25 protein-coding genes and 1 riboswitch are annotated in these 25,024 nt (G+C 36.2%); of the genes, 22 read left to right on the forward strand and 3 right to left on the reverse strand.

The window, feature by feature from the left end; genetic code table 11:
* Position 1 precedes the first annotated feature (1 nt).
* The 5 genes from rnz to CP352_RS08115 all read left to right on the forward strand — a co-directional run bounded on the left by rnz (position 2) and on the right by CP352_RS08115 (position 3,893).
* Positions 2-940 carry a ribonuclease Z gene (gene rnz / locus CP352_RS08095; RefSeq protein WP_089143399.1) on the forward strand — a complete coding sequence of 313 codons (939 nt, stop codon included), beginning with the start codon at positions 2-4 and terminating at the stop codon, positions 938-940.
* Entirely contained in the window at positions 937-1,731 is a 795-nt protein-coding gene (locus CP352_RS08100) for an SDR family oxidoreductase (protein WP_013086283.1), read from the forward strand. Before rnz ends, CP352_RS08100 begins: the two co-directional genes overlap by 4 nt.
* A 6-nt stretch (positions 1,732-1,737) precedes the next feature.
* The gene (locus CP352_RS08105; RefSeq protein WP_005720153.1) at positions 1,738-1,986 is read left to right on the forward strand and encodes a lipopolysaccharide assembly protein LapA domain-containing protein; all 249 of its coding nucleotides are present in this window, start codon (positions 1,738-1,740) and stop codon (positions 1,984-1,986) included.
* A 102-nt stretch (positions 1,987-2,088) separates the two neighbouring features.
* Positions 2,089-2,277: a 50S ribosomal protein L32 gene (gene rpmF / locus CP352_RS08110; RefSeq protein WP_005720154.1), complete on the forward strand. Its 189-nt coding sequence runs from the start codon at positions 2,089-2,091 to the stop codon at positions 2,275-2,277.
* 59 nt (positions 2,278-2,336) lie between these two features.
* Positions 2,337-3,893, forward strand: a complete 1,557-nt coding sequence (locus CP352_RS08115; protein WP_089143400.1) for a bifunctional UDP-sugar hydrolase/5'-nucleotidase — start codon at positions 2,337-2,339, stop codon at positions 3,891-3,893.
* A 61-nt stretch (positions 3,894-3,954) separates the two neighbouring features.
* On the opposite strand, the gene CP352_RS08120 is transcribed toward CP352_RS08115, so the two are convergent.
* Positions 3,955-4,173 carry a DUF2929 family protein gene (locus tag CP352_RS08120; RefSeq protein ID WP_005722935.1) on the reverse strand — a complete coding sequence of 73 codons (219 nt, stop codon included), beginning with the start codon at positions 4,171-4,173 and terminating at the stop codon, positions 3,955-3,957.
* Between the two features lie 115 nt (positions 4,174-4,288).
* On the opposite strand from CP352_RS08120, the gene CP352_RS08125 reads away from it, so the two are divergent.
* From CP352_RS08125 to CP352_RS08200, 16 genes are all read left to right on the forward strand, one after another.
* Positions 4,289-7,396 (forward strand): DNA polymerase III subunit alpha, encoded by a 3,108-nt coding sequence (locus CP352_RS08125; protein WP_089143401.1) that lies wholly within the window; start codon positions 4,289-4,291, stop codon positions 7,394-7,396.
* A gap of 167 nt (positions 7,397-7,563) precedes the next feature.
* A complete protein-coding gene (gene pfkA, locus CP352_RS08130) occupies positions 7,564-8,526 on the forward strand; it encodes a 6-phosphofructokinase (RefSeq protein WP_005720158.1) in 963 nt (320 codons plus the stop codon).
* A 33-nt stretch (positions 8,527-8,559) separates the two neighbouring features.
* Positions 8,560-10,329 (forward strand): pyruvate kinase, encoded by a 1,770-nt coding sequence (pyk, locus tag CP352_RS08135; RefSeq protein ID WP_013086285.1) that lies wholly within the window; start codon positions 8,560-8,562, stop codon positions 10,327-10,329.
* 126 nt (positions 10,330-10,455) lie between these two features.
* Positions 10,456-11,349 (forward strand): S1 RNA-binding domain-containing protein, encoded by an 894-nt coding sequence (locus CP352_RS08140; protein WP_013086286.1) that lies wholly within the window; start codon positions 10,456-10,458, stop codon positions 11,347-11,349.
* Positions 11,336-12,241 carry a site-specific tyrosine recombinase XerD gene (xerD, locus tag CP352_RS08145; protein WP_013086287.1) on the forward strand — a complete coding sequence of 302 codons (906 nt, stop codon included), beginning with the start codon at positions 11,336-11,338 and terminating at the stop codon, positions 12,239-12,241. The genes CP352_RS08140 and xerD overlap by 14 nt, the downstream gene beginning before the upstream one ends.
* 8 nt (positions 12,242-12,249) lie before the next feature.
* Positions 12,250-12,612 carry a hypothetical protein gene (locus CP352_RS08150; protein WP_005720166.1) on the forward strand — a complete coding sequence of 121 codons (363 nt, stop codon included), beginning with the start codon at positions 12,250-12,252 and terminating at the stop codon, positions 12,610-12,612.
* A complete protein-coding gene (locus CP352_RS08155; protein ID WP_005720168.1) occupies positions 12,599-13,339 on the forward strand; it encodes a ScpA family protein in 741 nt (246 codons plus the stop codon). Before CP352_RS08150 ends, CP352_RS08155 begins: the two co-directional genes overlap by 14 nt.
* Positions 13,329-13,919: an SMC-Scp complex subunit ScpB gene (gene scpB / locus CP352_RS08160; RefSeq protein WP_005720170.1), complete on the forward strand. Its 591-nt coding sequence runs from the start codon at positions 13,329-13,331 to the stop codon at positions 13,917-13,919. The genes CP352_RS08155 and scpB overlap by 11 nt, the downstream gene beginning before the upstream one ends.
* A gap of 3 nt (positions 13,920-13,922) precedes the next feature.
* Complete coding sequence (locus CP352_RS08165; protein ID WP_005720172.1) at positions 13,923-14,639, forward strand: pseudouridine synthase; 717 nt, start codon at positions 13,923-13,925, stop codon at positions 14,637-14,639.
* Positions 14,640-14,667: 28 nt separating this feature from the next.
* Positions 14,668-14,780, forward strand: a riboswitch (FMN riboswitch).
* A gap of 76 nt (positions 14,781-14,856) precedes the next feature.
* Positions 14,857-15,546, forward strand: coding sequence for an ECF transporter S component (locus CP352_RS08170; protein WP_005720173.1), 690 nt, complete (start codon positions 14,857-14,859; stop codon positions 15,544-15,546).
* 101 nt (positions 15,547-15,647) lie between these two features.
* Positions 15,648-16,109 (forward strand): SAG1386/EF1546 family surface-associated protein, encoded by a 462-nt coding sequence (locus CP352_RS08175; protein WP_005725874.1) that lies wholly within the window; start codon positions 15,648-15,650, stop codon positions 16,107-16,109.
* Between the two features lie 51 nt (positions 16,110-16,160).
* On the forward strand, positions 16,161-16,832 hold the full coding sequence (gene cmk / locus CP352_RS08180; RefSeq protein WP_005729574.1) for a (d)CMP kinase: 672 nt from the start codon (positions 16,161-16,163) through the stop codon (positions 16,830-16,832).
* Positions 16,833-16,904: 72 nt separating this feature from the next.
* Positions 16,905-18,113: a 30S ribosomal protein S1 gene (gene rpsA, locus CP352_RS08185; RefSeq protein ID WP_005720179.1), complete on the forward strand. Its 1,209-nt coding sequence runs from the start codon at positions 16,905-16,907 to the stop codon at positions 18,111-18,113.
* Between the two features lie 70 nt (positions 18,114-18,183).
* Positions 18,184-19,491, forward strand: a complete 1,308-nt coding sequence (gene der, locus CP352_RS08190) for a ribosome biogenesis GTPase Der (RefSeq protein ID WP_005720181.1) — start codon at positions 18,184-18,186, stop codon at positions 19,489-19,491.
* Positions 19,492-19,649: 158 nt separating this feature from the next.
* The gene (locus CP352_RS08195) at positions 19,650-19,925 is read left to right on the forward strand and encodes an HU family DNA-binding protein (RefSeq protein ID WP_005720183.1); all 276 of its coding nucleotides are present in this window, start codon (positions 19,650-19,652) and stop codon (positions 19,923-19,925) included.
* Between the two features lie 80 nt (positions 19,926-20,005).
* Positions 20,006-21,253, forward strand: coding sequence for a lipopolysaccharide assembly protein LapB (locus CP352_RS08200; RefSeq protein WP_023488845.1), 1,248 nt, complete (start codon positions 20,006-20,008; stop codon positions 21,251-21,253).
* Positions 21,254-21,293: 40 nt separating this feature from the next.
* Here the strand turns inward: CP352_RS08200 and cls are convergent, their stop codons facing one another.
* Positions 21,294-22,784 carry a cardiolipin synthase gene (gene cls, locus CP352_RS08205; RefSeq protein ID WP_013086291.1) on the reverse strand — a complete coding sequence of 497 codons (1,491 nt, stop codon included), beginning with the start codon at positions 22,782-22,784 and terminating at the stop codon, positions 21,294-21,296.
* Positions 22,785-22,945: 161 nt separating this feature from the next.
* Positions 22,946-24,526, reverse strand: a complete 1,581-nt coding sequence (locus tag CP352_RS08210) for an ABC transporter ATP-binding protein (protein ID WP_089143402.1) — start codon at positions 24,524-24,526, stop codon at positions 22,946-22,948.
* Positions 24,527-24,664: 138 nt separating this feature from the next.
* Here CP352_RS08210 and CP352_RS08215 point away from each other — a divergent pair, with 138 nt between their 5' ends.
* Positions 24,665-25,000: a hypothetical protein gene (locus tag CP352_RS08215; protein WP_035443707.1), complete on the forward strand. Its 336-nt coding sequence runs from the start codon at positions 24,665-24,667 to the stop codon at positions 24,998-25,000.
* The last annotated feature ends 24 nt before the right edge of the window (positions 25,001-25,024 follow it).

A 25,024-nucleotide genomic window follows, 5' to 3' on the forward strand; every position in this document is an offset into this window, starting at 1 on the left:
CATGGAATTACAATTTTTAGGTACTGGTGCTGGGCAACCTTCAAAGCAACGCAATGTTTCTAGTGTTGCACTTAAGTTGCTGGATGAATTGAATGAAATCTGGCTTTTTGACGTAGGTGAAGCAACTCAGCATCAAATTTTAAGAACAAATATTAAATTACGAAAAGTTACCAAAATTTTTATATCACATAATCACGGTGATCACATTTTTGGGTTACCAGGGTTATTGTCAACTCGTTCTTTTCAAGGTGATGTTGGTCCTATTACTATTTATGGTCCCAGTGGTATTGAAGAATTTGTTAGAACAGCTCTTAAGGTATCTCGGACAAAAATTTCATATCCTATAAGGTTTGTTGAATTAGCTAAATCAGGGTTAATCTGTGAGGATAAGGGCTTTCGAGTGTATACGGAGCAACTAGACCACCGGATACCTAGTTTTGGTTTTAGAGTAGTGGAGGCTTCACATCCAGGCGAATTATTAATTGACAAGTTAGCACAGTATAATGTTCCTAATGGGCCACTTTTGGGGAAGTTAAAAAATGGCGAAAAAGTAACTTTAGCTGATGGTACTGTTTTGGATGGTAAAAATTTCTTAGGACCTACTAAATCGGGAAGAATTGTGACGGTCATCTATGACACACGTTCCACGCCAAGTATTGCTCGTTTGGCTAAAGATGCAGATGTTTTAGTCCATGAATCAACTTTTGCAGGGGATGAACAAAAATTGGCGCATGATTATTATCATTCTACTTCGGTTGAAGCAGCCAAAATTGCTCGGAAAGATAATGTTAAATTATTATGTCTAAATCATGTTTCTGCTCGTTATATGGGTGCTAAAGCGAAAAAACTCGAAAAACAGGCTAAAAAAGTATTTTCTAATACAGTATTAGTTAATGATTTTGATCAGATTAATATTCCAATGAAAGGCTCAGAAAAATGAAAGACTCATTAAGAAATAAAGTTGTTGTAATTACAGGTGCTTCAAGTGGGATTGGACGTTCCATTGCCCTTGAAAGTGCTGGTCGTGGTGCTACTGTAATTTTAATTGCTAGAAGAAAGAACCAATTAGATGAAATTGCAGCAGAAGCTAAAGAACTATCCGGTGCTGAAGCATATGTTTTTCCAACAGATATGGGTAAGCCGGAAGAAATTGAACAAACCTTTAATGCAATTACTAAACAAGTAAAACACATTGACTTTTTAGTTAATTGTGCTGGTTTTGGTAAATTCGAAGAATTTATGGACCAAAAAATGCAAGACGTTACCAATATGTTCCAAGTTAATGTTTTAGGTTTGATGTACTTTACTCGTTTAGTAGGTAGGGTCATGATGGAACAAAAGACTGGTCAAATTATTAATTTTGGCTCAATTGCTGGCAAGGTACCAACTACCAAGTCAGCCGCTTACAGTGCATCTAAGGCTGCCGTAATTCAATTTTCAAATGTCTTACGGCTAGAATTAAAGCCATTTGGTGTCAAGGTAATGACTGTAAACCCAGGACCAGTTTATACTAATTTCCTTAATGTAGCAGATAAGACTGGAAATTATGTCAAAAATGTTCAAGAATTTATGTTGGATCCAGATGATGTTGCTTGGCAAGTAGTTCACTTCTTTGGCAGTGATAAACGTGAATTAAATTTACCACTTAGTTTAGCTGTAGCGGCTAAATTGTATAATCTATTTCCATCGATTGGTGATGAGATTTCCTTAAAGTTTGCTTCTAGAAAGTAAAAAAAGATGGAAAAACAAAGAAATTTAATTATTGGATCAGTTGTGGCTTTAATTGCAGTAATTTTTGTTGTTTTAAATACATCACCTGTCGCAATTAATTTTGGCTTTTTTAAGGTGAGGTTACCACTAATTGTTGTGTTAGTGGTAATGGTGATTATCGGGATGATTATTGCTTGGTTCTTTGGACGAGATACTAAGGAAAAAACGGATCACAAGGTCACTTTCTTCAATAAAAAAGAGAAGAAAATAGAATAAATCTTGATTTATTAGCAATTGAATAGTATGATTGAACTACGTGAGTGATTCGGGGTTATATGACCCTGAAGCTTAAGACTACAATAAAGGAGATCAAATTAAATGGCAGTTCCTGCAAGACATACTTCTAAACAAAAGAAACGTTCACGTCGTGGTCACATTAAGTTGAGTGTTCCAGCAATGCACTATGATGCAACTACTGGTGAATACCGCTTAAGCCACCGTGTTTCACCAAAGGGTTATTACAAGGGTCGTCAAGTTGTAAATAACAACGACAACAGCAATAACTAGTTAAAGGACACCTTTGATATGGTGTCTTTTTTTATACCTAGAAAAAGGAAAAACAAATAATGAAGTTAGTATTTTTACATTCTAGTGATACACATGGATTTTTGTTGCCAACTGATTACCAAAATAAAACCGACTATCATGCTCCTTTTAGTTTGAGTAGAGTTAGCTCAGTTATTAAATCTGAAAAGAAAAAGTATGGTGATAACAATGTTGTAGTTACCGATGCAGGTGATTGTTTGCAAGGCTCACCACTTGCTTCCTATGCTCATTCAACTGGTGATTATAGTGATTTACGTATTTTTACGCAAGCTTATAATGCAGTGGGGTATGATGCTCGCTGTTTAGGTAACCATGATTTTAACTTTGGATTAGATTATTTAAGCTACTATGTTGATAACAATGAGGCACCAATCATTAATGATAATGTACTGGATGCAGAAACAGAAGTTCCATTTTTTGGTAGAGAATACACTATTATCAAGAGAAATGGCTTAAAGATTGGTTTATTGGGGATTACAACGCAATATATCCCACATTGGGAACCTAAAGAAAATGTAAAAGGCTTAAAGTTTGCCTCTGCTTACGAAAAAATTAAGCATTATGCCAAAATATTACGCCCTCAGGTTGATATTTTAGCTGTGATGTATCATGGTGGCTTTGAAAGTGATCCTGAAACTGGTAAGGTGACTGAACCTAATCGTGGTGAAAATGAAGGTTATCAGATTTTAACCAAAATTCCAGAAGTTGATGTCCTATTGACAGGTCACCAGCATCGGCGCTTAAATTTGGTTACACGCGATACTTCTATTGTTCAACCAGGTTATCGCGGTGAAGCTGTAGCTGAAGTGGTTCTTGATATTGATGATGATACTAAGAAAATCAAATCAATGTCCACTAAGTTGATTGACACTAAAGATTATGATCCTGATCCTGTAATTGTTGATATTGTATCTGACTTGGATAAAAGAACACAAAAATGGCTAGATCAACCAATTGCACATTTAGATAAACCTGCTCGAATTGAAAATGCAATGAAAGGCAGAATAGAAGGCGCGCCATTTATTAATTTGATCCAGCAAATGCAATTATGGTTTACTAAAGCTGATGTTTCGGCAACTGCAGTGATGAGTGAGACAGCTAAGGGATTTGACAAGACCATTACTATGAGAGATGTTTTGTTAAATTATCCGTATGCTAATCAGTTGTGTCGTGTGAAGCTGACTGGTAAAGAATTACGTCATATTATTGAGCACTCTGCTGGCTTTTTGAAGAAAGATGAAGCAGGAAACATTGGCTTTATTGATCGATGGATTAAGCCTAAGCCAATGTTGTATCATTTTGACGTCTTTTATCCAGTCGAATATGAAGCGGATTTATCCAGACCAGTAGGTGAACGGCTGACTAAACTAACTTTGCACGGTAAGCCAATCAAAGATGATCAGATTTATCATTTAGCAGTTAACAACTATCGTGCTATGGGTGGGGGATTTTATCCTGAATATAGTATGGAAAAAATTGAAACCACTTTGGATAAGGACTATGTACAAATGTTTAGCGAATATTTGACTCATGGACCAGTCGAAGTAGATACAAAAAAGAATTATAAGTTTTACTAAACCAAACGAAAAAGACGTGAGAATAAAAACATCTCACGTCTTTTTTGAATAGATTGAATAATTATTTTAACTTACTGTATTTACTATTATCTTTGTGTGAACGAGCAGTAATAGTCGCAATAATTGCTGAGAAAAGAATACCAAAAATGATCCCAACGATTACACAATTTCTTAAATCTGTGCCGTTGAATGAAGCACTTCGGGTTAAAGGACCAGCAATAAAGCCTACAACTAACATGTAGATTACGCTCCATACAGTTGTGATGATATAACGACCCATAATGATTCCTTCTTTCGTGTAAGATTTTATCAAAAATGAAGCGCAAATTCAAACCTGATTGGTTCAATTTGGTATACTTAATTTAATGTTTGTAATGACGAAAGGTGGTTAATTTATGCAAGTAGCAGCACTTCAAAACATAAGCTCCTTTACGCTTTTAAGTAGTCCAACCAAGGTAAGTGATTTGATAAAAGACGCTAAAGAGAAGGGCTATCCTGTGGTTGGTTTAGCCGACGTGAACGTGACTTATGGTTTGGTCAATTTTTATGAGTTGGCTAAAAAGGCGGGAATTAAACCACTTCTTGGGATGCAACTGCGTTTAAATGGTTTGGTTGATAGCACCCAAAAATATGATTTGCTAGTTTTTGCCAAAACAAATAAGGGCTATCATAATTTATTGCGACTTTCTAGCGCGGTAAATTTGTTAACGGAAAATGGGCAAAACGATAAGGTCTTAACGCTGAATGAATTAACCAAATATTTAGATGATTTGTTGATTATCGTACCAGCTAATCTAAAAAGTGAATTAATGGCGCTGCATGATACAAATCAGGCATTAGGCAGTGATTATGTTCGCCAACTAAAGAAGTTAACGTCTGATCTTTATTTGGGTGTATATGCTTCAAAAGCAAGTATAGATTACATTGATTATGTCCGTGGATTAGCTAAGCAATTTGAATTATCTTTAGTTGCAGTGGAAGATAGTCAATATTTACGGCCACGTGAGCAATTTTTACAAAAAACTTTGCGTGCGATTGCTAAGGGAGATAAATTGCAAGATATATTGCCACTAGCTAAGCAAGCTGGTTCGCATTATTTAGATTCTGCACAAAATGTTTTAGAACGTTATCATCAATATGACTTGGATAATGCAATTAATAATACTTGGAAAATTGCTCAGAAATGTAATGCTGAAGTGATCTTTCAAAAACCGGTCTTACCTAAATATCATCAAGATAAGTTTCCGACTTCAGAAGAATATTTGCGTTATTTGGCTCAAACTGGTTTACAAGCGCGCTTTGGTCAAAAAAGTATTCCAGCCGAGTATCAGAAAAGATTAAATTATGAATTACGAGTCATCAATCAGATGGGGTTCGATGATTATTTTTTGATTGTATGGGATGTAATTAACTATTGTCACCGAGTAAAAATTACTACTGGTCCAGGACGTGGTTCAGCTTGTGGTTCACTGGTTTCATACTCTTTGCGTATCACTGAAGTTGATCCCATCCAATATAATTTACTGTTTGAGCGTTTTTTAAATCCGGCTCGTCATGAGATGCCTGATATTGATCTGGACATTCCTGATATTCAACGGAATACAGTAATTAAGTATATGTATCAAAAGTATGGCATGGATCATGCTGCTCAAATTTTGACTTTTGGTACAATGGCTGCTAAACAAGTATTAAGAGACGCTGGCCGGGTTTTTGGCTTAACAGGACCAGAAATCACTAAGTGGACTCACGCAATCCCGTACTCTAAAGATAAAATGGGATTAAAAAAAGCATATCAAGAGTCTAGAGAACTAAGATTATTGGTTGATGCAACGCCTGAGAATAAATTGTTATTTAAGACTGCTTTAGGACTTGAGGGATTGCCAAGGCATTATTCTATTCATGCGGCTGGATTGGTGATTAGTGATGATTCGATTGCTGGCATTTCGGGATTGCAGGCTGGTCCTTTCGGCATTCCTGTAACTCAGCAAACCAAAAAATATGTTGAATCATTAGGTTTGCTAAAGATCGACTTTTTGGGATTGCGCAATTTGACAGTTTTAGGCAATATTTTAGCTTTAGTGCGGCAGCAAGGTGTAAAGCTAGATCCTAATACAATTCCGTTAAATGATCCCAAAACAATGGAACTGTTTCAACAAGGTAAAACAGATGCAGTCTTCCAATTTGAATCTGGTGGGATTCGTGGTGTTTTGCGTAAATTGCATCCCGACAATTTTGAGGACCTAGTAGCGGTGAACGCTTTATACCGTCCAGGTCCAATGCAAAATATTGACGCATTTGTTGCAAGAAAAAATGGTACGGCTACTGTGCATTATCCTGATCCCAGTTTAAAGCAAATTTTACAATCAACTTATGGAATTTTGGTTTATCAGGAACAAGTCATGCAAACAGCTCAAATCCTGGCAGGATTTTCATTGGGTGAAGCCGATATTTTACGACGTGCGATGTCTAAAAAGAATCAGAATGTCATTGAGCAAGAACGTGGAAAATTTATTGCTGGTACAGTCAAAAAAGGTCATCCTAAAGAAGTAGGTGAGCGAGTTTATCATTATATAGAGCAATTTGCTAACTATGGTTTTAACCGTTCACACGCGGTGGCATATACCAAGATTGCCTTTTGGCTAGCTTATTTGAAGGTTCATTATCCTGCTGCATTTTACACAGCGATGCTCAATTCATCAACGTCTGCTAAAGCGCAAAGCTATTCGATGCAAGCTCAGGAAGCTGGAGTTCGTATTTTGCCGCCTGATATCAATCACAGCCAATTAGACTATACTTTACAAGATGGCAAGATTTTAGTTGGTTTAAAAGCAATTAAAGGATTACGTCTTGATTTTGATAAGGAAATAGCTGCCAATACTAAACCGTATAAGTCTTTTAATGATTTTTTGCGTAGAATCGATGCTAAGTTCTTACAAGTAGACGCAATTGAAGCATTGATTATGGCTGGAGCATTTGACTCAATCGAAGATAATCGCAATGAGTTATTGCTTAACTGCAAAGATGTAATTGCTAATGTGCAATTAACGGGACAAAATATGTCTTTATCTGAGATTCTGGGGGATGCACCACTTAAGCCTGCTGAGCCACCGACTGCTGCCCAAAAAGCAGAAATGGAAGAGAAAGCTTTAGGCTTTACTACAACAACTACTCCTCTAATAGCTGTACAAAAATATGCACAAAAATTTAACGCTAGACCATTGAATCAATTTCAGTTAAATGATAGTGGTATTAGCGTGGGTAAATTAATGAAGTTAAAGCAAATTAGGACCAAAAATGGAAAAACAATGGCTTTTGCTAGTTTTGCTGATACATCTAGCGAACAAGAAATTATTATTTTTCCACCGGCTTATGAAAAATTTGGCTCTATTTTAAAAGAAGGAGATATTTATTTACTAGGAGTCAAGGTTCAAGGTGATCGATTTGACCAAAATAAAAAACAGTATTTCTTAACCAATTTGCGAAAAGTTAATTTTAAAGAATAAAGTTCAAATTACAAAGCTATCTTTGACGATGGGTGTAAGTGCTAACAAACTTAAATACGGAAAGAAAGCATAAATTAGCCCAATTTTTGTGAGCTTTTTTGCCTAAAAAATGTTAATATTTATGTGATGTGAGAAATTACACAAAATAATCATGATGAGGTGAATTCATGAAACGGATTGGTATTTTAACTAGTGGCGGAGACGCCCCTGGTATGAATGCAGCAATTAGAGCTGTGACAAAGACTGCTATCCATCATGGGCTTGAAGTCTTTGGAATTCGTTATGGTTTCGCTGGTTTGGTTGCAGGTGACTTTGTTCCGCTTACCACGGAAAATGTTGACCACAAGATTAGTGAAGGCGGTACTTTCTTGTACAGTGCTCGTTTCCCTGAATTTGCACAAGAAGAAGTGCAACAAAAGGGTGTTGAGCAATTAAAGAAACATGGTATTGATGCGGTTATCGTAATTGGCGGTGACGGTTCATACCATGGTGCTTTAGCCTTGACTCGCCACGGCGTAAACTCAGTTGGTTTGCCAGGAACTATCGATAATGATATTCCTTATACTGACTACACGATCGGCTTTGATTCTGCTTGTCGTACTGCTATGGATGCTATCGATAAAATTCGTGATACTGCAAGCAGTCACCACCGCGTATTCGTTGTTAATGTAATGGGTCGTGAATGTGGTGATATCGCTATGCGTGTCGGTGTAGCAAGTGGAGCAGACGCAATTGTAATTCCTGAACGTTCATACGATGTTAAGGAAATTGCAGAAACTCTTACTCGTGGTTTTGCAGATGGCAAAGATCATGGTATCATTGTTTTAGCAGAAGGCGTTATGGCTGCTGATAAGTTTAAGGACGAACTCCTTAAATATGGTGACTTTGATGCTCGTGCTAATGTCCTTGCGCATATGCAACGTGGTGGCTCACCTACTGTTACAGATAGAGTTAATGCTACTAAGATGGGTAATTATGCTGTTAAGTTACTTCTCGATGGGAAGGGCGGTTTAGCTGTCGGCATGGAGAATGGTGAACTTAATACCCACGACATTCTTGATTTGTTTGACGGTAAACACCAAGGTGATTATGCGTTATTGGATGTAAATGAAGAAATGACTAAATATTAATTTAGTTGATTTTTGGAGAGGATTTTTTTAATAATGAAGAAAACTAAGATTGTTAGTACTTTAGGGCCAGCTTCAAACGATATTGAAACTATTACTGCTTTAGCTAAGGCTGGTGCAAACGTATTCCGTTTCAACTTCTCACACGGTGACCACCCAGAACACCTTGCTCGTATGAAGATGGTTCGTCAAGTGGAAAAGGATACTGGTTTACTTCTTGGTATCGACCTTGACACTAAGGGTGCTGAAATCAGAACCACTGAACAAGAAGGTGGTAAGTTCACTATTAATACTGGTGACATGATCCGTGTATCAATGGATGCCACTAAGAAGGGTAACAAGGACATGATCCACGTTACCTACGACGGTTTATACGATGATACTCACGTTGGTGGTCACGTATTAATCGATGATGGTTTGGTTGACCTTTTGATCAAGGAAAAGGACGACTCAAAGAGAGAACTTGTTTGTGAAGCTCAAAACACTGGTGTAATCGGTTCAAAGAAGGGTGTTAACGCTCCTGGTGTTGAAATTCGCCTTCCAGGTATTACTGAAAAGGATACTGATGACATTAAGTTTGGTTTGAACTATGGTATTAACTTCATTACTGCTTCATTTGCACGTAAGGCTCAAGATATCTTAGACATCCGTAAGCTTTGTGAAGAAGCAGGTGCAGACTACGTTAAGATCTTCCCAAAGATTGAATCTCAAGAAGGTATCGACAACGCAGACGAAATTTTGCAAGTTTCAGATGGTTTAATGGTTGCTCGTGGTGACATGGGTGTTGAAATTCCATTTATGGAAGTTCCATTTGTACAAAAGAGCCTAATCCGCAAGGCTAACGCACTTGGTAAGCCAGTTATTACTGCTACTCAAATGCTTGACTCAATGCAAGAAAACCCACGTCCAACTCGTGCCGAAGTTTCAGACGTTGCTAACGCTGTTCTTGATGGTACTGACGCAACTATGCTTTCAGGTGAATCAGCAAATGGTCTTTACCCAGTTAAGGCTGTTAAGGCTATGGCTGAAATTGACGAACGTACTGAAAAGCAAATGCTTAAGCGTAATACTTTAGCTCTTCAAAGATTCGAAGCCTACAAGGGTTCAAACGTAACTGAAGCTATCGGTGAATCAGTTGTACGTACTGCTCAAGAATTAGGTGTTAAGACTATCATTACTGCAACTAACTCAGGTTACACTGCACGTATGATTTCTAAGTACCGTCCAAATGCTGACATTATTGCTATGACCTTTGACGAAAAGATTCAACACTCATTGGGTATCGTTTGGGGTGTACAACCAGTATTGACTGAAAAGCCTAAGTCAACTGATGACATGTTTGAAATGGCTGCTAAGGTAGCTAAGGAAAAGGGTTACGTAAAGGATGGCGACCTTGTAATTATCGTTGCAGGTACTCCACTTGGTGACTCAGGTACAACTAACTTAATGAAGTTACAAATCATCGGTAACAAGTTAGTTCAAGGCTTAGGTGTTGGTAACGGTTCAGTTATCGGCAAGGCTGTTGTAGCTAACTCAGCTGAAGAAGCAAACAGCAAGGTTAAGGAAGGCGACATCTTAGTTGCTAAGACTACTGACCCAGACTACAACCCAGCTATCAAGAAGGCTTCAGGTTTAGTTGTTGAAGCTTCAGGTTTAACTTCACATGCCGCAGTTATCGGTTTATCATTAGGTATCCCAGTTGTTGTTGGTGCTACTGACGCTACTGACAAGATTTCTGATGGTTCAACTATTACTGTTGACGCTCGTCGTGGTGCTATCTACCAAGGCGAAATCTCAAACCTTTAATTTTAAGAATATAATTTAGATAGATTAGCTAATCAAAAAATAGCCAGCTTAAGTGCTGGCTATTTTATTTTGCATAAAAATCTCTTATACTTATATGTAAGAATATGTAAAGTAGGAGATTTTTAAATGCTTGGAACAGTTCGTAAAGGAAAAATTACTGACGAAAACGATAAAGCTTATTATGTTCAAATTGATGGACTGACTTATGAATTGAAGAAGATCGAGATTACGCAAGATGATATTCCTAAAATTGGAGATGAAGTCGAAGGTTTTATTTATGATAATAAAAGTCATGATCGAGAAATGACACAATTTTTGCCATTCGCGCAACCCGATCAATATGGTTGGGGAAAAGTAACCGAGGTACGTCCAGGCTTAGGCGTCTTTGTTGATGTAGGTCTACCTGATAAAGACGTTGTTTTATCAATGGATGATCTTCCTAGAGAAAAAGAAAGATGGCCTCGACGTGATGATCGACTTTTAGTAAGATTAGAAACTGACGAAAAAGATCGTATTTGGGCTAAGCTAGCAGATGAAAATATTTTTGACCAATTAGCTGCTAACTTTCCACGTGGAATGAATAATGAAAATGTCTTTGCAACGGTTTATGCTACACGAGAGATAGGAGCATTTGTTTTAACTAGTGATTATTATCTTGGCTTTGTACATGAATCGCAGATGCCACGTCCTATGAGACTAGGTGAGCAATTCAAGGGTAGAGTAGTCGGTGTCAGTCAATATGGACGTTTGAATTTGAGTGCTTTGCCTCGTGCTTTTGAAGAAATTGATGATGATGCGCAAATGATTTTGATGAGTTTGCGGAGAAGAGAAACCAAGACTCTACCTTTCTATGACAAATCAGGTGCACAAGAAATTAAATCATACTTTGGTATTTCAAAATCAGCTTTTAAACGTGCGGTCGGTCATTTGCTCAAGGCTGGATTAATTGAAGAAGATAAAACAGCAGGTACGATTACTTTAATTAAGGATCCAGAAGAGAACGATAATGGAGAAGAATAATTTAAAAGATCAAATTGATGATTATTTACGCTACAGTCAAGTTGAACGAGGATTAAGTGATAATACAATTAATGCTTATCGTCAAGATTTAGAAGAATTTCGAACTTTTGTAGAAAATGAAGGTATGGCTTCATGGCCAACTGAAGCAAGCGATGTGGATGCGTTTTTAGCTCGGCAGCGTGATTTGAACAAAGCAACCAGCTCAATTAGTCGACTTATTTCTAGCATGCGTAAATTTTATCAATGGTTAGCTCGGCAAAATATTCAAAAGTTAAATCCAATGTTGGAAATCGATTTGCCTAAAAAAGAACGTCGTTTGCCGACAGCTCTCTCTCAAGCTGAAATGAATAGGCTACTTGAGCAGCCAAATACTAAACGAAAGTTAGGTATACGTGATCGTGCTATCTTAGAGACATTATATGCCACGGGAATGAGAGTAAGCGAATTAATTAATTTGGAGTTGCAGGATTTACATGACAATTTAGGCTTAGTTCGGGTTCTTGGTAAAGGCGAAAAAGAACGATTGATTCCAATTAGTCCTGTTGCTCTTGATTGGATAAAAAAATATGAAAATGAAGTTCGTGATCCGCTAATTTTACAAGTAGGGAAAAGCGATGAACATATTTTTTTAAATAATCGAGGAAAAAAGATTACACGACAGGCTATTTGGCAGATGATCAAAAAGTATTGTCAAATGGCGGCAATTACTAAAGATGTCACGCCACACACTTTACGTCATACGTTTGCAACACATTTGCTAGAAAACGGCGCAGATTTGCGAGTAGTGCAAGAAATATTAGGACATTCTGATATTAGCACGACACAGATCTATACCAATTTATCACAAAAGCAAATTTTAAATGTTTATCAGAAGACACATCCTCGTCTTTAGGTGATTAAATGCTAATACAATATAAAAAAGATTATGAGAAGATAGCAATGGGATTACTATCCTATTTACCTGATTTTAAAAATATCGAAAACTTAAAAGAAGAAATCACGCTTAATCAGGATGAAAATGACTTTATTTTGTATCTTTATCGTAATAGTCAAAATAATATGGTGGGCGTAATAGGAACCCAAGTATCTAATCAGTTTGTAATTATTAGATATTTGTCTTTAGCTCCTGGTTTTCGTGAGATTAGTTATGAACGGAAAATTGTTGATGAACTAAAGCACGAATATCCAGATAAACGAATAACTGCTGTACCAGAATATACAAATTTATTAAAAACGGTAGAAGAAGATAATGGACAAAAGTAACTTAACTTTAGAATTACCGAATTTTGAAGGACCACTTGATTTATTACTGCATTTGATCCAATCGCAAAAAATTGATATTTATGATATCCCAATTGCCCAAATAACTAGTCAATATTTAGAATACTTGCGCCAAATGCAAAGCTTAAATTTACAAATTGCAGGCGAGTATTTTGTCATGTCATCAACTTTATTGCGAATTAAATCACAGTATTTGTTGCCTCAAAACGATTTTGTAGATGATATTCAACCTGATGAAGATCCAAGAGACGAATTAGTGCAACAATTGGTACAATATTCTGTGTTTAAGAAAATATCTGCTTATTTTAAAGAACGTAACGAAGAAGTACCGATTACAGTTGCTAAAGAAGCTAGTGTATCAACCACTGCTAAAGTTCAACCGCTGCCTAAGGGTCAGATAACTGCACAAGAATTAGCGACGACTTTTACGATGGTCTTACATCGTTTGAAGTTGCAGCAACCAGATACCGCTTCAATTAGAGTAGCAGAAACGCCGATCAATGAGATGATGGATTTTTTGCATGGACAATTGAAACGAAAAAGGCAAGTTAGTTTCTTTGCTTGCGCGGACAAAATGCAGAATATCTCAGATGTTATTGGCTTATTTTTAGCGACACTAGAATTGTGTAAAAAACAATTAATTCAGATTACACAAGCACGTGAATTCGGTGATTTAAATTTAGAAAGAATTGATACGAATGGCAAGTAAACTAGCAAATTTAGAAGCTCTTTTGTATGTCGCAGGTGACAATGGGCTTGAGGAGCAAAATCTAATTGAACTACTTGAAGTTGATGGTGAAGAGCTAGGTCAGTTAGTCACTCGTTTGCAGCAAAAAATGAAGGCTGATCCAGACTCGGGAATGCAAATAATTCATATTGCAAATACTTATAAGATGACAACTAGTCAACAGACAGCTAAGATAATTGAAAAGTATTTTCAAAAAGATTTAACTAAGAATTTGAGTCAATCAGCACTTGAAATTCTCTCAATTATTGCTTATCGACAACCAATTACTAGAATAGAAATTGATGATATTCGTGGAGTAAATTCATCAGGAGCTTTACAGACATTGATTTGGCGAGGATTAATTAAACAAGACGGCAAAAAAGATGCTCCAGGTCATCCTAAGTTGTATGTTACAACTGATTATTTTTTACAATATTTTAATTATCAAAGTTTGGCTGATTTACCGTTAATCGAAGACTTTGAGGATACAACTGATGGTGAGGAGATTGACTTATTCGATTCAAAAGGTAGCGCAGACAAACATTTAGAAAAAGAGGGATAGAAAATGGCAGAACGATTACAAAAAGTAATTGCGGAAGCAGGAATCGCTTCAAGAAGAAAAGCTGAAAAAATGATTGTAGCCGGTCGAGTTAAAGTAGATGGGCATGTTGTTACTAAGCTAGGTACTAAAGTCGATACTTTTAGTAATATTACAGTCGATGATGAACCAATTGAGCGGGAAAGCCTACACACGTATTTGTTTTATAAGCCTCGCGGCGTTGTTTCGACTGCAGAAGACGATCGTGGTAGAAAAACTGTAGTTGATTATTTCGAAGATTTACCATATCGTTTGTATCCAGTAGGAAGATTAGATTATGATACGTCAGGTTTATTGCTAATGACTAACGATGGCAAATTAGCAAATTTATTGATGCACCCTAAAAATGAAGTGGCTAAGGTCTATGTAGCCAAGATTAAAGGGATTTTAACTCCTGATGAAATTAAAACCTTGACTCAAGGAGTAAAGTTGGATCATTTTAAGGCTGCGCCTGCCAAGGTCAAAGTATTGAAAACTGATCATAAGAAAGACACACAAATTGTCCAAATTACAATTCATGAGGGACATTATCATCAAGTTAAGCGAATGTTTAAAGCAGTAGGTCACTTAGTTGATAAGCTTGCTCGTGAAAAATATGCCTTTTTAACTCTGGATTCGCTTACATCAGGACAATATCGGGAATTATCGAAGCATGAAGTTGACAAATTAATGCAATTGAACTAAATTATAACTGTAATTAAATATTCAAGGTTATTGTCTTCAGGGCAGGGTGAAAGTCCCGACCGGCGGTGAAAGTCCGCGACCCACGTCAGTGGTTGAATCGTTAGATACCGATAGTTAAAGTCTAGATGGAAGAAGACAGGCTAAAAAAACTTACTACACTTTTTAAGGTCTGTTGCTGAAGCAATAGACCTTTTGTTTTGGGAAAGGAAAGTAAGTTATGGATCAAGCTAAATCCAAGAATAGTAGTTTAACTAATGTGATTGCATATGCTTTAATTGGCTGTATTGCTTTTGTAGTTATGAAATTTGAATTTCCAATCATGCCTGGAGTTGCCTTCTTAAAGTTTGATTTTTCAGATGTCATTATTACAATTGGAATGTTTATTTTTGGCATTGTACCGGGAGTTATTATTGCTTTAATTCGAATGTTGCTTAGTTTAATTTTTAGTGGTTTTGCATTACCAAGCCTTGTTGGAAATCTAGCAGCATTCTTAGCTTCAATGTCATTTGCAGTTCCATTTTATTTATTAAGTAAAAATGTGAGTGCGGATAACCGCAAGACAATGATGGGCAGAGTTAAACCAATTTGTGGTTTGGTAATTGGGATTATCGCAATGGCAGCAGTGATGTCATTGGCTAATGCCTTCGTTTTGACTCCTATTTACGCAGTAACAGCGGTACCAAACTTGCCTGCTATTAATAGCTATAGTGCCTTGTTAAGCTTTACTGAGAAAGTTTACTTGGGTCAGTTATTGCATTTACCATCAATGTCAACCTACATTTTTAGTATTATCATGCCCTTTAACTTGTTAAAAGGATTAATTAACGCTGTGGCTGTTTACTTATTGTTTGAAGCTACCTTGAAAACAATTAAGCCATTCGTTCGTAAGAGATTTAATTTGAATTAAGTTATCATCCCATCAATTTTTTAAGTTGATGGGATTTTTCATATTCAAAGCATCCTAAAATATGCTAAAATTAATCCGTTAAGTGAATGGAGGAATTTTTGATGGATAAAAAGTCAACCGGGCCATATCAGCACTATGAACGACCTACTGAAAAGCGAAGCTCACAAGATAGTCAGCCTAGTGGATCAGCACGTTGGATAGCAGTTATTATAATTTTAGCGGTTATTTTAATTGCACTTATCCCAGTTGTTCATCGTTTGGCTTCAAGCCATTCAGAAAAAGCTGAAGAAGTTCAAACAGTTAAGAAGGTTTCTTCTAAATCATCCAAGTCTGTTAAGACTAAGAAAACCTCATCATCTTCTTTTAGCAAGAAAAAGTCTGAAAAGGCTAGTTCAAGCTCATCTAGTAGTTCTGCTACTCCTAAGACTTATTTAGTCCAAAGTGGAGATACTTTAAATGAAATTGCAGAAAAGAATGGCTTGACTGTTGATGAATTAGCCAGATTAAATAATCTTAAAGACTCTTCAAATATTGAAGCAGGTCAGACACTTAAGTTGAAATAATCTTTCAGAAAGGATAAAAGGGGTCGATGATAAGATCTCTTTTTTATTAGAATGCAAGTAGCAGTAGATGGTCCTGCATCAGCAGGTAAAAGTACAGTTGCTAAAATCATTGCAAGTAAATTATCCTTTGTCTATATAGACACAGGGGCAATGTATCGTGCATGTACAGTGATTGCTCGTAATCATAACTTAGATTATGGTGATGAAGCGGGTATCTTGAATGCCATTGATGAAGATGGAATTGAATTGAAATCTGAAAATGGTGAGCAAAAAGTATATGTAGCTGGAAAGGACGTTTCTAAAGAAATTAGAACGCCTGAAATTTCAGCTAATGTTTCGGAAGTATCCGCTTTGCCGAAAGTACGAGAAAAAATGGTAAGTCTGCAACGTGAAATGGCAGGCAAGACAAATGTCATTATGGATGGTCGCGATATTGGTACGACTGTTTTACCTAACGCTGAAGTTAAGATCTTTTTAGTTGCTTCAGCAAGATCACGTGCTGAACGTCGTTTATTAGATTTTAAAGAGCGTGGTATTAAATCTGACCAAACAGTTGATGAAATTGAAAAAGATATTGCAGCAAGAGATTATAAAGATTCTCACCGCAAAATTTCACCGCTAAAAAAGGCAGATGATGCAATTGAAATTGACACCACAAACATGTCGATTGACGAAGTTGTAGAGGCAATTTTAGCTCAAATCGAAAAAAAACAAAAAAATTAGAAAAAATAGCACAAAATAGTAGAAAAATATCTCGGTTTCCTATAAAATGGGACATGATATTGGGAGGTACATATGTCAGAAAACAGTAATCAATTTTTAGACGCATTAAAGCAAATGCAAGGAGTTGAGGTCGGAGATATTGTCGATGTCGAAGTATTAGACATTGAAGACGGCCAAATCGATGTTGGTGTTGAAAACGCTGGTGTTGAAGGTGTCATCACTCGTCGTGAATACACTTCAGACCGTAACGCAGACTTACGTGATTTAGTTAAGCCTGGTGACAAGTTTAAGGCCTTAGTATTAAGAAGAGCCGGTGGCGACAAGGAAAATGGTGAATTCTTCTTCTCAGTTACCCGCTTAAAGGAAAGAGAAGCCTACGACAAGTTACAAAAAGACTTCGAAGACGGAAATGCTGTCGAAGGTACTGTAACTTCATCAGTTCGTGGTGGTTTAATTGTTGATGTTGGTACACGTGGTTTCTTACCAGCTTCATTAATTTCAAACCGTTACGTTTCAGATCTTAAGCCTTACATTGGTAAGACTATGAAACTTAAGATTACCGAAATTGATCCTAACAAGAACCGCTTAATCCTTTCACACAAGGATTTAGTTGAAGAAGAACGTGAAGAAGCATTTGACAAGGTTGCATCACAATTAGTTGTTGGTGACGTTGTTGAAGGTAAGGTTTCACGTTTGACTAACTTCGGTGCATTCATCGATGTTGGTGGTGTTGACGGTTTAGTTCATATTTCAGAAATTTCTTACAAGCACGTTGACAAGCCAAGCGATGTTTTAAAGGTTGGTCAAGATGTTAAGGTTAAGGTCATTGGTATCGACAATGACAGACATCGTATTTCCCTGTCTATTAAGCAAACTGAACCTTCTCCATTTGAACAAGCTACAGCTGACTTAAACGAAGGCGATATTTTTGAAGGTGAAGTAAAGTCATTAACTAACTTTGGTGCTTTCGTTGAAGTTGCTGATGGTATTCAAGGTTTGGTACACGTTTCAGAAATCTCAAACAAGCATGTTGACAAGCCAAGCGATGTTTTAAAGGTTGGTCAAAGTGTTAAGGTTAAGGTTTTGAACATTGACCCAAGTGATAGGAGAATTTCACTTTCAATCAAGGCTGCTGACTCAAACGCTTCTTCAGAAAATCATAATTCTCGTCCACGTCGTTCACGTAACGAAAATTCAGTAAACAAGAAGTACATGAGTGATAACGACAACGGCTTTGCATTAGGTGACATCATTGGTGACCAATTAAAGGACCGTAAGTAGTCATTTTATAAAAAAGCCGACTTGAGTCGGCTTTTTTATTTATGTTTAGATTAGTAAAGGAGGGCGAGAAATGGTTTTACCAGTTGTTGCAATTGTTGGTCAACCCAATGTTGGTAAATCAACACTTTTCAATAGAATAATTAATCAACGTTTAGCTATTGTTGAGGACAAACCGGGTGTTACCCGAGATCGTAATTATGCTCAAGCCGAATGGATGGGGCATAAGTTTGATTTGATCGATACTGGTGGTATTACCTGGGAAGGTGGCAAGATCGAAGAAGAAATCAGAGCTCAAGCAGAAATTGCAATTGAAGAAGCAGATGTTATCGTGATGTTAACCAATGTGGTAAATCACGTGACAGATTTAGACGAAAGAATAGCTCATCTTCTTTACCGTACTAAAAAGCCAGTTATTTTAGCTGTAAATAAAGCTGATAATCCTGAACAGCGAAGCGATATTTATGATTTCTATAGTTTAGGATTGGGGGATCCGATTCCTGTTTCAAGTAGTCATGGTACTGGTATTGGTGATTTGCTTGATCAGATTGTTAATGATTTTCCTGACGATAAAGATACTGAAGCTGATGATGTTATTTCTTTTAGCGTGATTGGTCGACCAAATGTAGGTAAGTCTTCAATTGTTAACAAATTACTTGGTGAAGATCGGGTAATTGTTGCTAATGAAGAAGGAACAACTCGTGATGCTGTCGATACGCCGTTTACCCATGATGGTGTAAAATTTAAGGTCGTTGATACTGCCGGAATCAGAAGACGAGGCAAAGTGTATGAGAAGACAGAAAAGTACTCTGTAATGCGCGCTATGAGTGCTATTGAGCGCTCAGACGTGGTTTTACTTGTCCTCGATGCAAGTACAGGCATTAGGGAACAAGACAAGCATGTGGCTGGATATGCTCACGAGGCGGGTCGTGGAATCATCATTGTCGTTAACAAATGGGATTTGCCGAAAAAGAATAGTACAAGCGCTAAAGAATTTGAACGTGAAATTAGAGATGAATTTCAATATTTGGACTATGCTCCTATTCTTTTTGTTTCTGCCAAGACAGGTCAAAGATTAGATCAAATTCCTAATATGGTTAAAGAAGTCTATGATAATCAAAATCAAAGAATTCAATCTAGTGTCTTAAATGACTTGTTGCTTGAAGCAAGTAAGTTAGTTCCAACTCCAATGGTGAAGGGTAAGAGATTGCGTGTTTATTACATGACCCAAGTAAGTACGAATCCACCGACTTTTGTTGTATTTGTGAATGACCCAGAACTGATGCACTTCTCATATGAACGATTTTTGATTAATCAATTACGACAAAACTTTGATTTTACGGGTACACCAATCAAGATTTTGCCACGTAAACGTAAATAAAAGATAAGCAAAATATCACAAAGACCTTGTTGTTATAAGGTTTTTGTGATATTTTTGTTTTTAGGGAACATGATTAGTTGTGATCATTTTTCCTTGTTTAGCTTAAACAAAGAAAAATTTTTTGAACATTAGGTTCAAATTCAGGAGGTGAATTATTCATGGCAAATAAGGCTGAATTAGTTTCAGAAGTTGCTTCAAAAACTAAGTTAACTAAGAAGCAAGTTGCAAATACTGTTGATGCTATCCTTGATTCAATTCAAGAAAACCTTGCTAAGGGTGAAAAGGTACAATTAATCGGTTTTGGTACTTTTGAAGTACGTCACCGTGCTGCTCGTAAGGGCCGTAACCCACAAACTGGTGATGAAATCGAAATCCCAGCTAGTGAAGTACCTGCATTTAAGCCAGGTAAAGCTCTTAAGGATGCCGTTAAGTAATAGCTTAACTAATGTGATAGGACGTTGGACTTTGTTCCGGCGTCTTTTTTTAGTACAATGGTAACTTGATTGGAGGTATTATGAGTTATTCTGAACAATTACTAGATGCAATTCAAAATCATGATTTTTCACAAAACAAACACCTTTTAAAAGAAGCTTTAGATAATGATGATCCCGAGGTCTTGTCATCTTTAGCAGAAAACCTAACTGGCTTAGGTTTTACAGATTTAGCAAAAGAAATATATCGAGCTTTAATAGCTAAATTTCCTAAAGAAGATTTATTTAAAGTTTACTTGGCAGAGATTATGTTAAATGATGGCGATGATGACGATGGTCTGTCGCTTTTATATAATGTCCCTGAGAGCTCTTCAGCTTATTTGGATAGTCTATTAGTACAAGCTGATTATTACCAAACTAACGGCTTAATAGAAACAGCTAAGGACAAATTAATACGAGCACTACAATTAGCTCCAGAAGAAGATGCTATTAAATTTGGTTTAGCAGAGATTGAATATTTAAGTGGTAATTATGAACAAGCACTTGAGTTATATCAAGATTTAATCAAACGTCAAAGTACTTTTAGTGAAGTAAATCTGTACCAAAGATTATTTGCGACTTTTGCCAAATTAGGTAATTATGAAGAAGCTGCCAAAGTTATTCGTGAACATGCAAATAGTATTTTAGATATTGATTCTAAGTATGAAGCAGGATTAGTTCTCTTATCTGTAGGTGATGATAAGCAGGCAATTAAGTTCTTAGATGAAGTGATTGAGCAAAGTCCTGACTATGTAAATGCGTATCCATTATTAGCACAAGCTTATGATCATCAGCATGACAATGAACAAGTATTGAGGACTGCTCAAGCAGGATTAGCGTACAATGAATTGGATGAAACACTTTATTCAATGGGAGCACGTGCAGCAGCTAATTTGAATGAATTGGATACAGCTCGTGACTTACTTGAAAAGGGGTTAAAAGTAGCGCCAGACAATAGTGATTTACGTATGCAGCTATCTAACCTATATGTTCATGAACACCAGGCTAAGGAGAATATTGCCTTATTTAGTAACTTAGATGAGGAAAGCGTGGAGCCACAGGCACATTGGAATATGGCATTATCATATGAGGATTTGGATGATATTCAGAAAGCACAGAGCGAATTTTTACTAGCTTATCCGGATTTCAAGGATAATCCAGACTTTTTGCGCCAAATGATAATCTTTTTCAATGTACAAAATAATGATGAAATAACAAAACAACTGCTAGAAAGATATCTTAAGTTAGCTCCAGAAGATGATGAAATGCAGGATCTTTATAATAATCTGTAAAAAAATACCACGAAGTTTTTGCTTCGTGGTTTTATTATTTCTAAAAAATAGGTGCCAACAGACGTGAAAAGTATTGTTTAAACTTAAGCCATTTAGATTGCTGATTAAAGTATTCATTAGTTAGAAGACTGCAACTAGCTAGGTCCTTTTCAAAAATTTGTTTAAGTTCTTGAGTTAATTGAAGATTGTAATTAAAAGCGTTAACCTCGAAGTTTAAGGTATAACTTCTGAAGTCTTGATTGGCTGAACCAACAGATGAGATATTGGAGCCAGAAACCATTGTTTTGGCATGGATGAAGCCATCATTATATTTGTAAATTTTAACGCCATGAGCAACTAAATATTTTGCATAATATTCGGTAGCTCGGTAAACAAAGGGATGATCTGGCATGCAAGGGATCATGATGCGTACATCAACACCGCTATTAGCAGCAATAATTAATGCTTCTAAAATGGATTCTTCAGGAATTAAATAGGGTGTTTGAATATAGATATAGTTTTTAGCCCCAGCAATGATGCCCTCATATCCTCGGCGAATGCCATAATGTTGGTTATCGGGACCTGAAGAAACGATTTGCATTGCTACGTTATCATCGTTGTCAAGATCTTTACGTTCGACAGTAAAAGCATGTAATTCGCTTAGATCAAATTTAGGTAATGCAGTTCGTCTGATAGAAGTATTCCAATCCATGGCAAAGCGTGTCTCCATTAGGATAGGTGATTGACCCACAACACGTAAATGTGTATCGCGCCAATGACCAAATTTTTTAGATTGATTAACGTACTGATCACCGATGTTAAAGCCACCAATATAGCCAATATGATGGTCGATTACGATTAATTTGCGGTGTAAATGATAATTTAGTCGTGGTGTAGTAAACCAATGCTTTTTAGAAGTAGAAATGAAAGGCTGTGCTTCGCCACCAAGCTCTCTTAAATGATTAAAAAAAGCAGGTTTAGTACCACGTGAGCCAGAGACATCATAAATAACTCTGACTTTTACTCCTTTAGCAGAAGCCTCTTCTAAGGCCCGTAAGACACGCTTTCCTAGATTATCATTATAAAAAGTGTAGAACTCTAAACTAATTGATGTTTTAGCTTGCTTAAGATCAGCAATTATTTGGTCAAACAACTCGGGTCCACTGGTGAAAACCTTAACTTTATTGGCAAAAGTTAAAATAGCATCATCGTTGTTTAAATTCAGCTCTGATAACATGCGGGCACGTGGTTTGCGCTCTTTTTCGGGTAAAAGATCATGTTCTGCCAACATAGCTTTTTGTTTTTTGAGATAACGATTACGCGTCTCTTTTTGAGCACTTTGAATAGCAAAAATTTCGTCATGTGAAAGTTGACGCCCAAAGAAAAGATATAGAATAAAGCCAATGCCGGGCAAAATAGTTAATACTAACATCCAAGCCCAAGTAGAAACAACGCTACGATGACTGCGAAAAACAGTCCAGACTGCAAAGGCGATATTGATAATCCATAAAATCTCGATTGTTCTGCGAATAATATCCCAGGTTAAAATCATAAAAACTCCTCTTATTTTTTGTTTATTGCAAATGTAATTTTAACAGTAAACTAAAGAAAAAACTATCTTTGTAGTTAAACAATAATATAAATTATGTAAAGTAATACTGATAATAAAAAATGACATTGACGATGATTTGCAGTCAATGTCATTTTTAAATTTTAGTTGTCTAAGTTAATAATTCGATCAAACATTGCTCTTTCTTGTTTGGAAATTTTATGAGCAACTTCAATTACTGCAAAATTAGGGTTTTCCAGTAGAGTTTTGTGAATTTGCAAAGATAAATCATTATCTAAAGCACTTGTAGCTTCGTCTGCTAGTAAAACTGGACGTTTTGCTAAGATTGCACGAGCTATTTCAACTCTTTGAATTTGACCACCGGATAGATTATTACCATTTTGACCAATTTGATAATCGAGGCCTTTCTCCTTAACAAGCTCTGCTAATCCAGCTGATTTAATTGCATTTTGTAACTCATTGTTGGAATATTTTTGGCCCAGAGTTAAATTGAAGAACAGACTGCGATCAAACATGAATGGCTTTTGATTGATGTAGCCAAAGTATTCATGAGATTTTTGCCAATTGCTAGTTAAATTGTTTTGGTCAATGATAATTGAACCAGTACTTGGAGATAATTGTCCAGCTAAAAGCTTTAAGAGGGTAGTTTTGCCAAAACCACTTGGTGCCATCAGTAGTATTTTTTCACCAGCTTTAACGTTAAAGTTAACCTTGTTTAAAATGTTTTTATTGTTTACTGAGTATGATAAGTCTTTAACTTTTAATTCATTAAAAGTAGAAGCTGATTCAGTTGAAGTAGGAGATCCTTTAAACTTAAGAGCTTGTTCGACTTTATCCCAAATTGGTTTAGTTGAGCGAATTTGATTGAGCTGGTCAAAAATCATTGTAATTGGATTAATGAAGTCATTTGAAAGCTGAACAATCATTACTAAAGTACCAGCACCAATTTGCCCATTGAACATCAAAATTGCACCGATTAGGAATGGAATGATAAAGCTGAAAATATCAGCAATGGTAATAATTAATGTAGAAATCGCACCTTGGGTGTAGTTTAATGCTCTCAAGGCATCTTCCATTTCTTTTGCCCGATTAATTACATAAGAAACAACGGGAATCTGTGCGTCATATAGCATAGCAGTTTTTGATCCGTTAATAGCATCAACAGTAGCTTGAGTATATTCAGCGTTTTGCTTTTCCCAGACAGCGGATTTGTTTTGAATATCTTTAATGAAAATTTTTTGGATAAATCCCGGGATGACCGTAGCAATAACGAAGATTATTGTTAGAAGCCAAGAATTGATTAAACCGACAAAAATTGAGATTGTAAAAGCAGAAAATTCGGAAATAATCATTAATTCATTTGTAATTTTAAGTGTTTCAATTTGCTTTAGGTCATTGGTCATTAAATTTAGACCATCTTTTTGCGAGTCATTTTGTTGAGCAATTAAATAAGTAATAGTTTTCTCTTTTAACTTCAAGTTAATATCACGCGTAATATCGGAGCGCAAGTATCTATAAGCAAAGTTGAGAAACATGATAATGATTAGTGATGCTGCTCCTAATGCAGCGATAAAAATTAATTGCTTTAATGAGCCACGATGATATTGGGCGCTATTAAGCATGATCTTCGTGACATAAGCGATAACGACATTACCACAAGCACTTATGCAGGCTAAAAGGGCATAAAGTGCTAGCTTCTTTTTGTTAGCAAACTTCAGTGACATAAATATACCTTTCTAGACCCCATCAAAGTGACTTTATTTAAGTCGTTTCTTCTTTGATGAAAATAATATAGCATATTTTGTTGAAAATTAAAATAGTATTAGATATTATTTTAATAAAAAGATTTAGAGGGGATGCTTATGCAAGAAAGTATGATGCCGTTTATTAATACCTCACCATTATTTATTGCAATTGTTATTGGCTTTGCAGTTTCATTTAATGAAAATATTTCTATAAGGGTACCGGCTATTATAGTTGCTACTGCCACAATTATTAGTTTTCTTTTACCAATTTTTAATCTAAGATCTTGGGTTACTTATCCAGTAATTATCTCTGAAAGCGCGATGTTTGTTCTGACTGCAATAATATTGAGTAAGAAGATGAAGCGGTGGTTAGCCTGGATTTTGGGATTGATTGCAGGATTTGTTTGGGCAATTGTACTGCTTATTTTGCTAGGAATGACTTTTAATATTTGATACAAATTGAAATAAGGATGATAA

This window comes from Lactobacillus sp. UMNPBX1 (genome assembly GCF_002554085.1).
GTDB lineage: Bacteria > Bacillota > Bacilli > Lactobacillales > Lactobacillaceae > Lactobacillus > Lactobacillus crispatus.

Excerpts from the sequence above, each read along its gene's own strand:
- CP352_RS08155 (WP_005720168.1), top strand. The coding sequence starts at position 12,599 with ATGGACAAAAGTAACTTAACTTTAGAATTACCGAATTTTGAAGGACCA.
- rpsA (WP_005720179.1), top strand. The coding sequence starts at position 16,905 with ATGTCAGAAAACAGTAATCAATTTTTAGACGCATTAAAGCAAATGCAA.
- CP352_RS08125 (WP_089143401.1), top strand. The coding sequence starts at position 4,289 with ATGCAAGTAGCAGCACTTCAAAACATAAGCTCCTTTACGCTTTTAAGT.
- CP352_RS08140 (WP_013086286.1), top strand. The coding sequence starts at position 10,456 with ATGCTTGGAACAGTTCGTAAAGGAAAAATTACTGACGAAAACGATAAA.
- der (WP_005720181.1), top strand. The coding sequence starts at position 18,184 with ATGGTTTTACCAGTTGTTGCAATTGTTGGTCAACCCAATGTTGGTAAA.
- cls (WP_013086291.1), bottom strand. The coding sequence starts at position 22,784 with ATGATTTTAACCTGGGATATTATTCGCAGAACAATCGAGATTTTATGG.
- rnz (WP_089143399.1), top strand. The coding sequence starts at position 2 with ATGGAATTACAATTTTTAGGTACTGGTGCTGGGCAACCTTCAAAGCAA.
- scpB (WP_005720170.1), top strand. The coding sequence starts at position 13,329 with ATGGCAAGTAAACTAGCAAATTTAGAAGCTCTTTTGTATGTCGCAGGT.
- CP352_RS08215 (WP_035443707.1), top strand. The coding sequence starts at position 24,665 with ATGCAAGAAAGTATGATGCCGTTTATTAATACCTCACCATTATTTATT.
- CP352_RS08100 (WP_013086283.1), top strand. The coding sequence starts at position 937 with ATGAAAGACTCATTAAGAAATAAAGTTGTTGTAATTACAGGTGCTTCA.
- xerD (WP_013086287.1), top strand. The coding sequence starts at position 11,336 with ATGGAGAAGAATAATTTAAAAGATCAAATTGATGATTATTTACGCTAC.
- CP352_RS08150 (WP_005720166.1), top strand. The coding sequence starts at position 12,250 with ATGCTAATACAATATAAAAAAGATTATGAGAAGATAGCAATGGGATTA.
- CP352_RS08170 (WP_005720173.1), top strand. The coding sequence starts at position 14,857 with ATGGATCAAGCTAAATCCAAGAATAGTAGTTTAACTAATGTGATTGCA.
- pyk (WP_013086285.1), top strand. The coding sequence starts at position 8,560 with ATGAAGAAAACTAAGATTGTTAGTACTTTAGGGCCAGCTTCAAACGAT.
- CP352_RS08175 (WP_005725874.1), top strand. The coding sequence starts at position 15,648 with ATGGATAAAAAGTCAACCGGGCCATATCAGCACTATGAACGACCTACT.
- CP352_RS08120 (WP_005722935.1), bottom strand. The coding sequence starts at position 4,173 with ATGGGTCGTTATATCATCACAACTGTATGGAGCGTAATCTACATGTTA.
- pfkA (WP_005720158.1), top strand. The coding sequence starts at position 7,564 with ATGAAACGGATTGGTATTTTAACTAGTGGCGGAGACGCCCCTGGTATG.
- CP352_RS08195 (WP_005720183.1), top strand. The coding sequence starts at position 19,650 with ATGGCAAATAAGGCTGAATTAGTTTCAGAAGTTGCTTCAAAAACTAAG.
- CP352_RS08165 (WP_005720172.1), top strand. The coding sequence starts at position 13,923 with ATGGCAGAACGATTACAAAAAGTAATTGCGGAAGCAGGAATCGCTTCA.
- rpmF (WP_005720154.1), top strand. The coding sequence starts at position 2,089 with ATGGCAGTTCCTGCAAGACATACTTCTAAACAAAAGAAACGTTCACGT.
- CP352_RS08200 (WP_023488845.1), top strand. The coding sequence starts at position 20,006 with ATGAGTTATTCTGAACAATTACTAGATGCAATTCAAAATCATGATTTT.
- CP352_RS08105 (WP_005720153.1), top strand. The coding sequence starts at position 1,738 with ATGGAAAAACAAAGAAATTTAATTATTGGATCAGTTGTGGCTTTAATT.
- CP352_RS08115 (WP_089143400.1), top strand. The coding sequence starts at position 2,337 with ATGAAGTTAGTATTTTTACATTCTAGTGATACACATGGATTTTTGTTG.
- cmk (WP_005729574.1), top strand. The coding sequence starts at position 16,161 with ATGCAAGTAGCAGTAGATGGTCCTGCATCAGCAGGTAAAAGTACAGTT.
- CP352_RS08210 (WP_089143402.1), bottom strand. The coding sequence starts at position 24,526 with ATGTCACTGAAGTTTGCTAACAAAAAGAAGCTAGCACTTTATGCCCTT.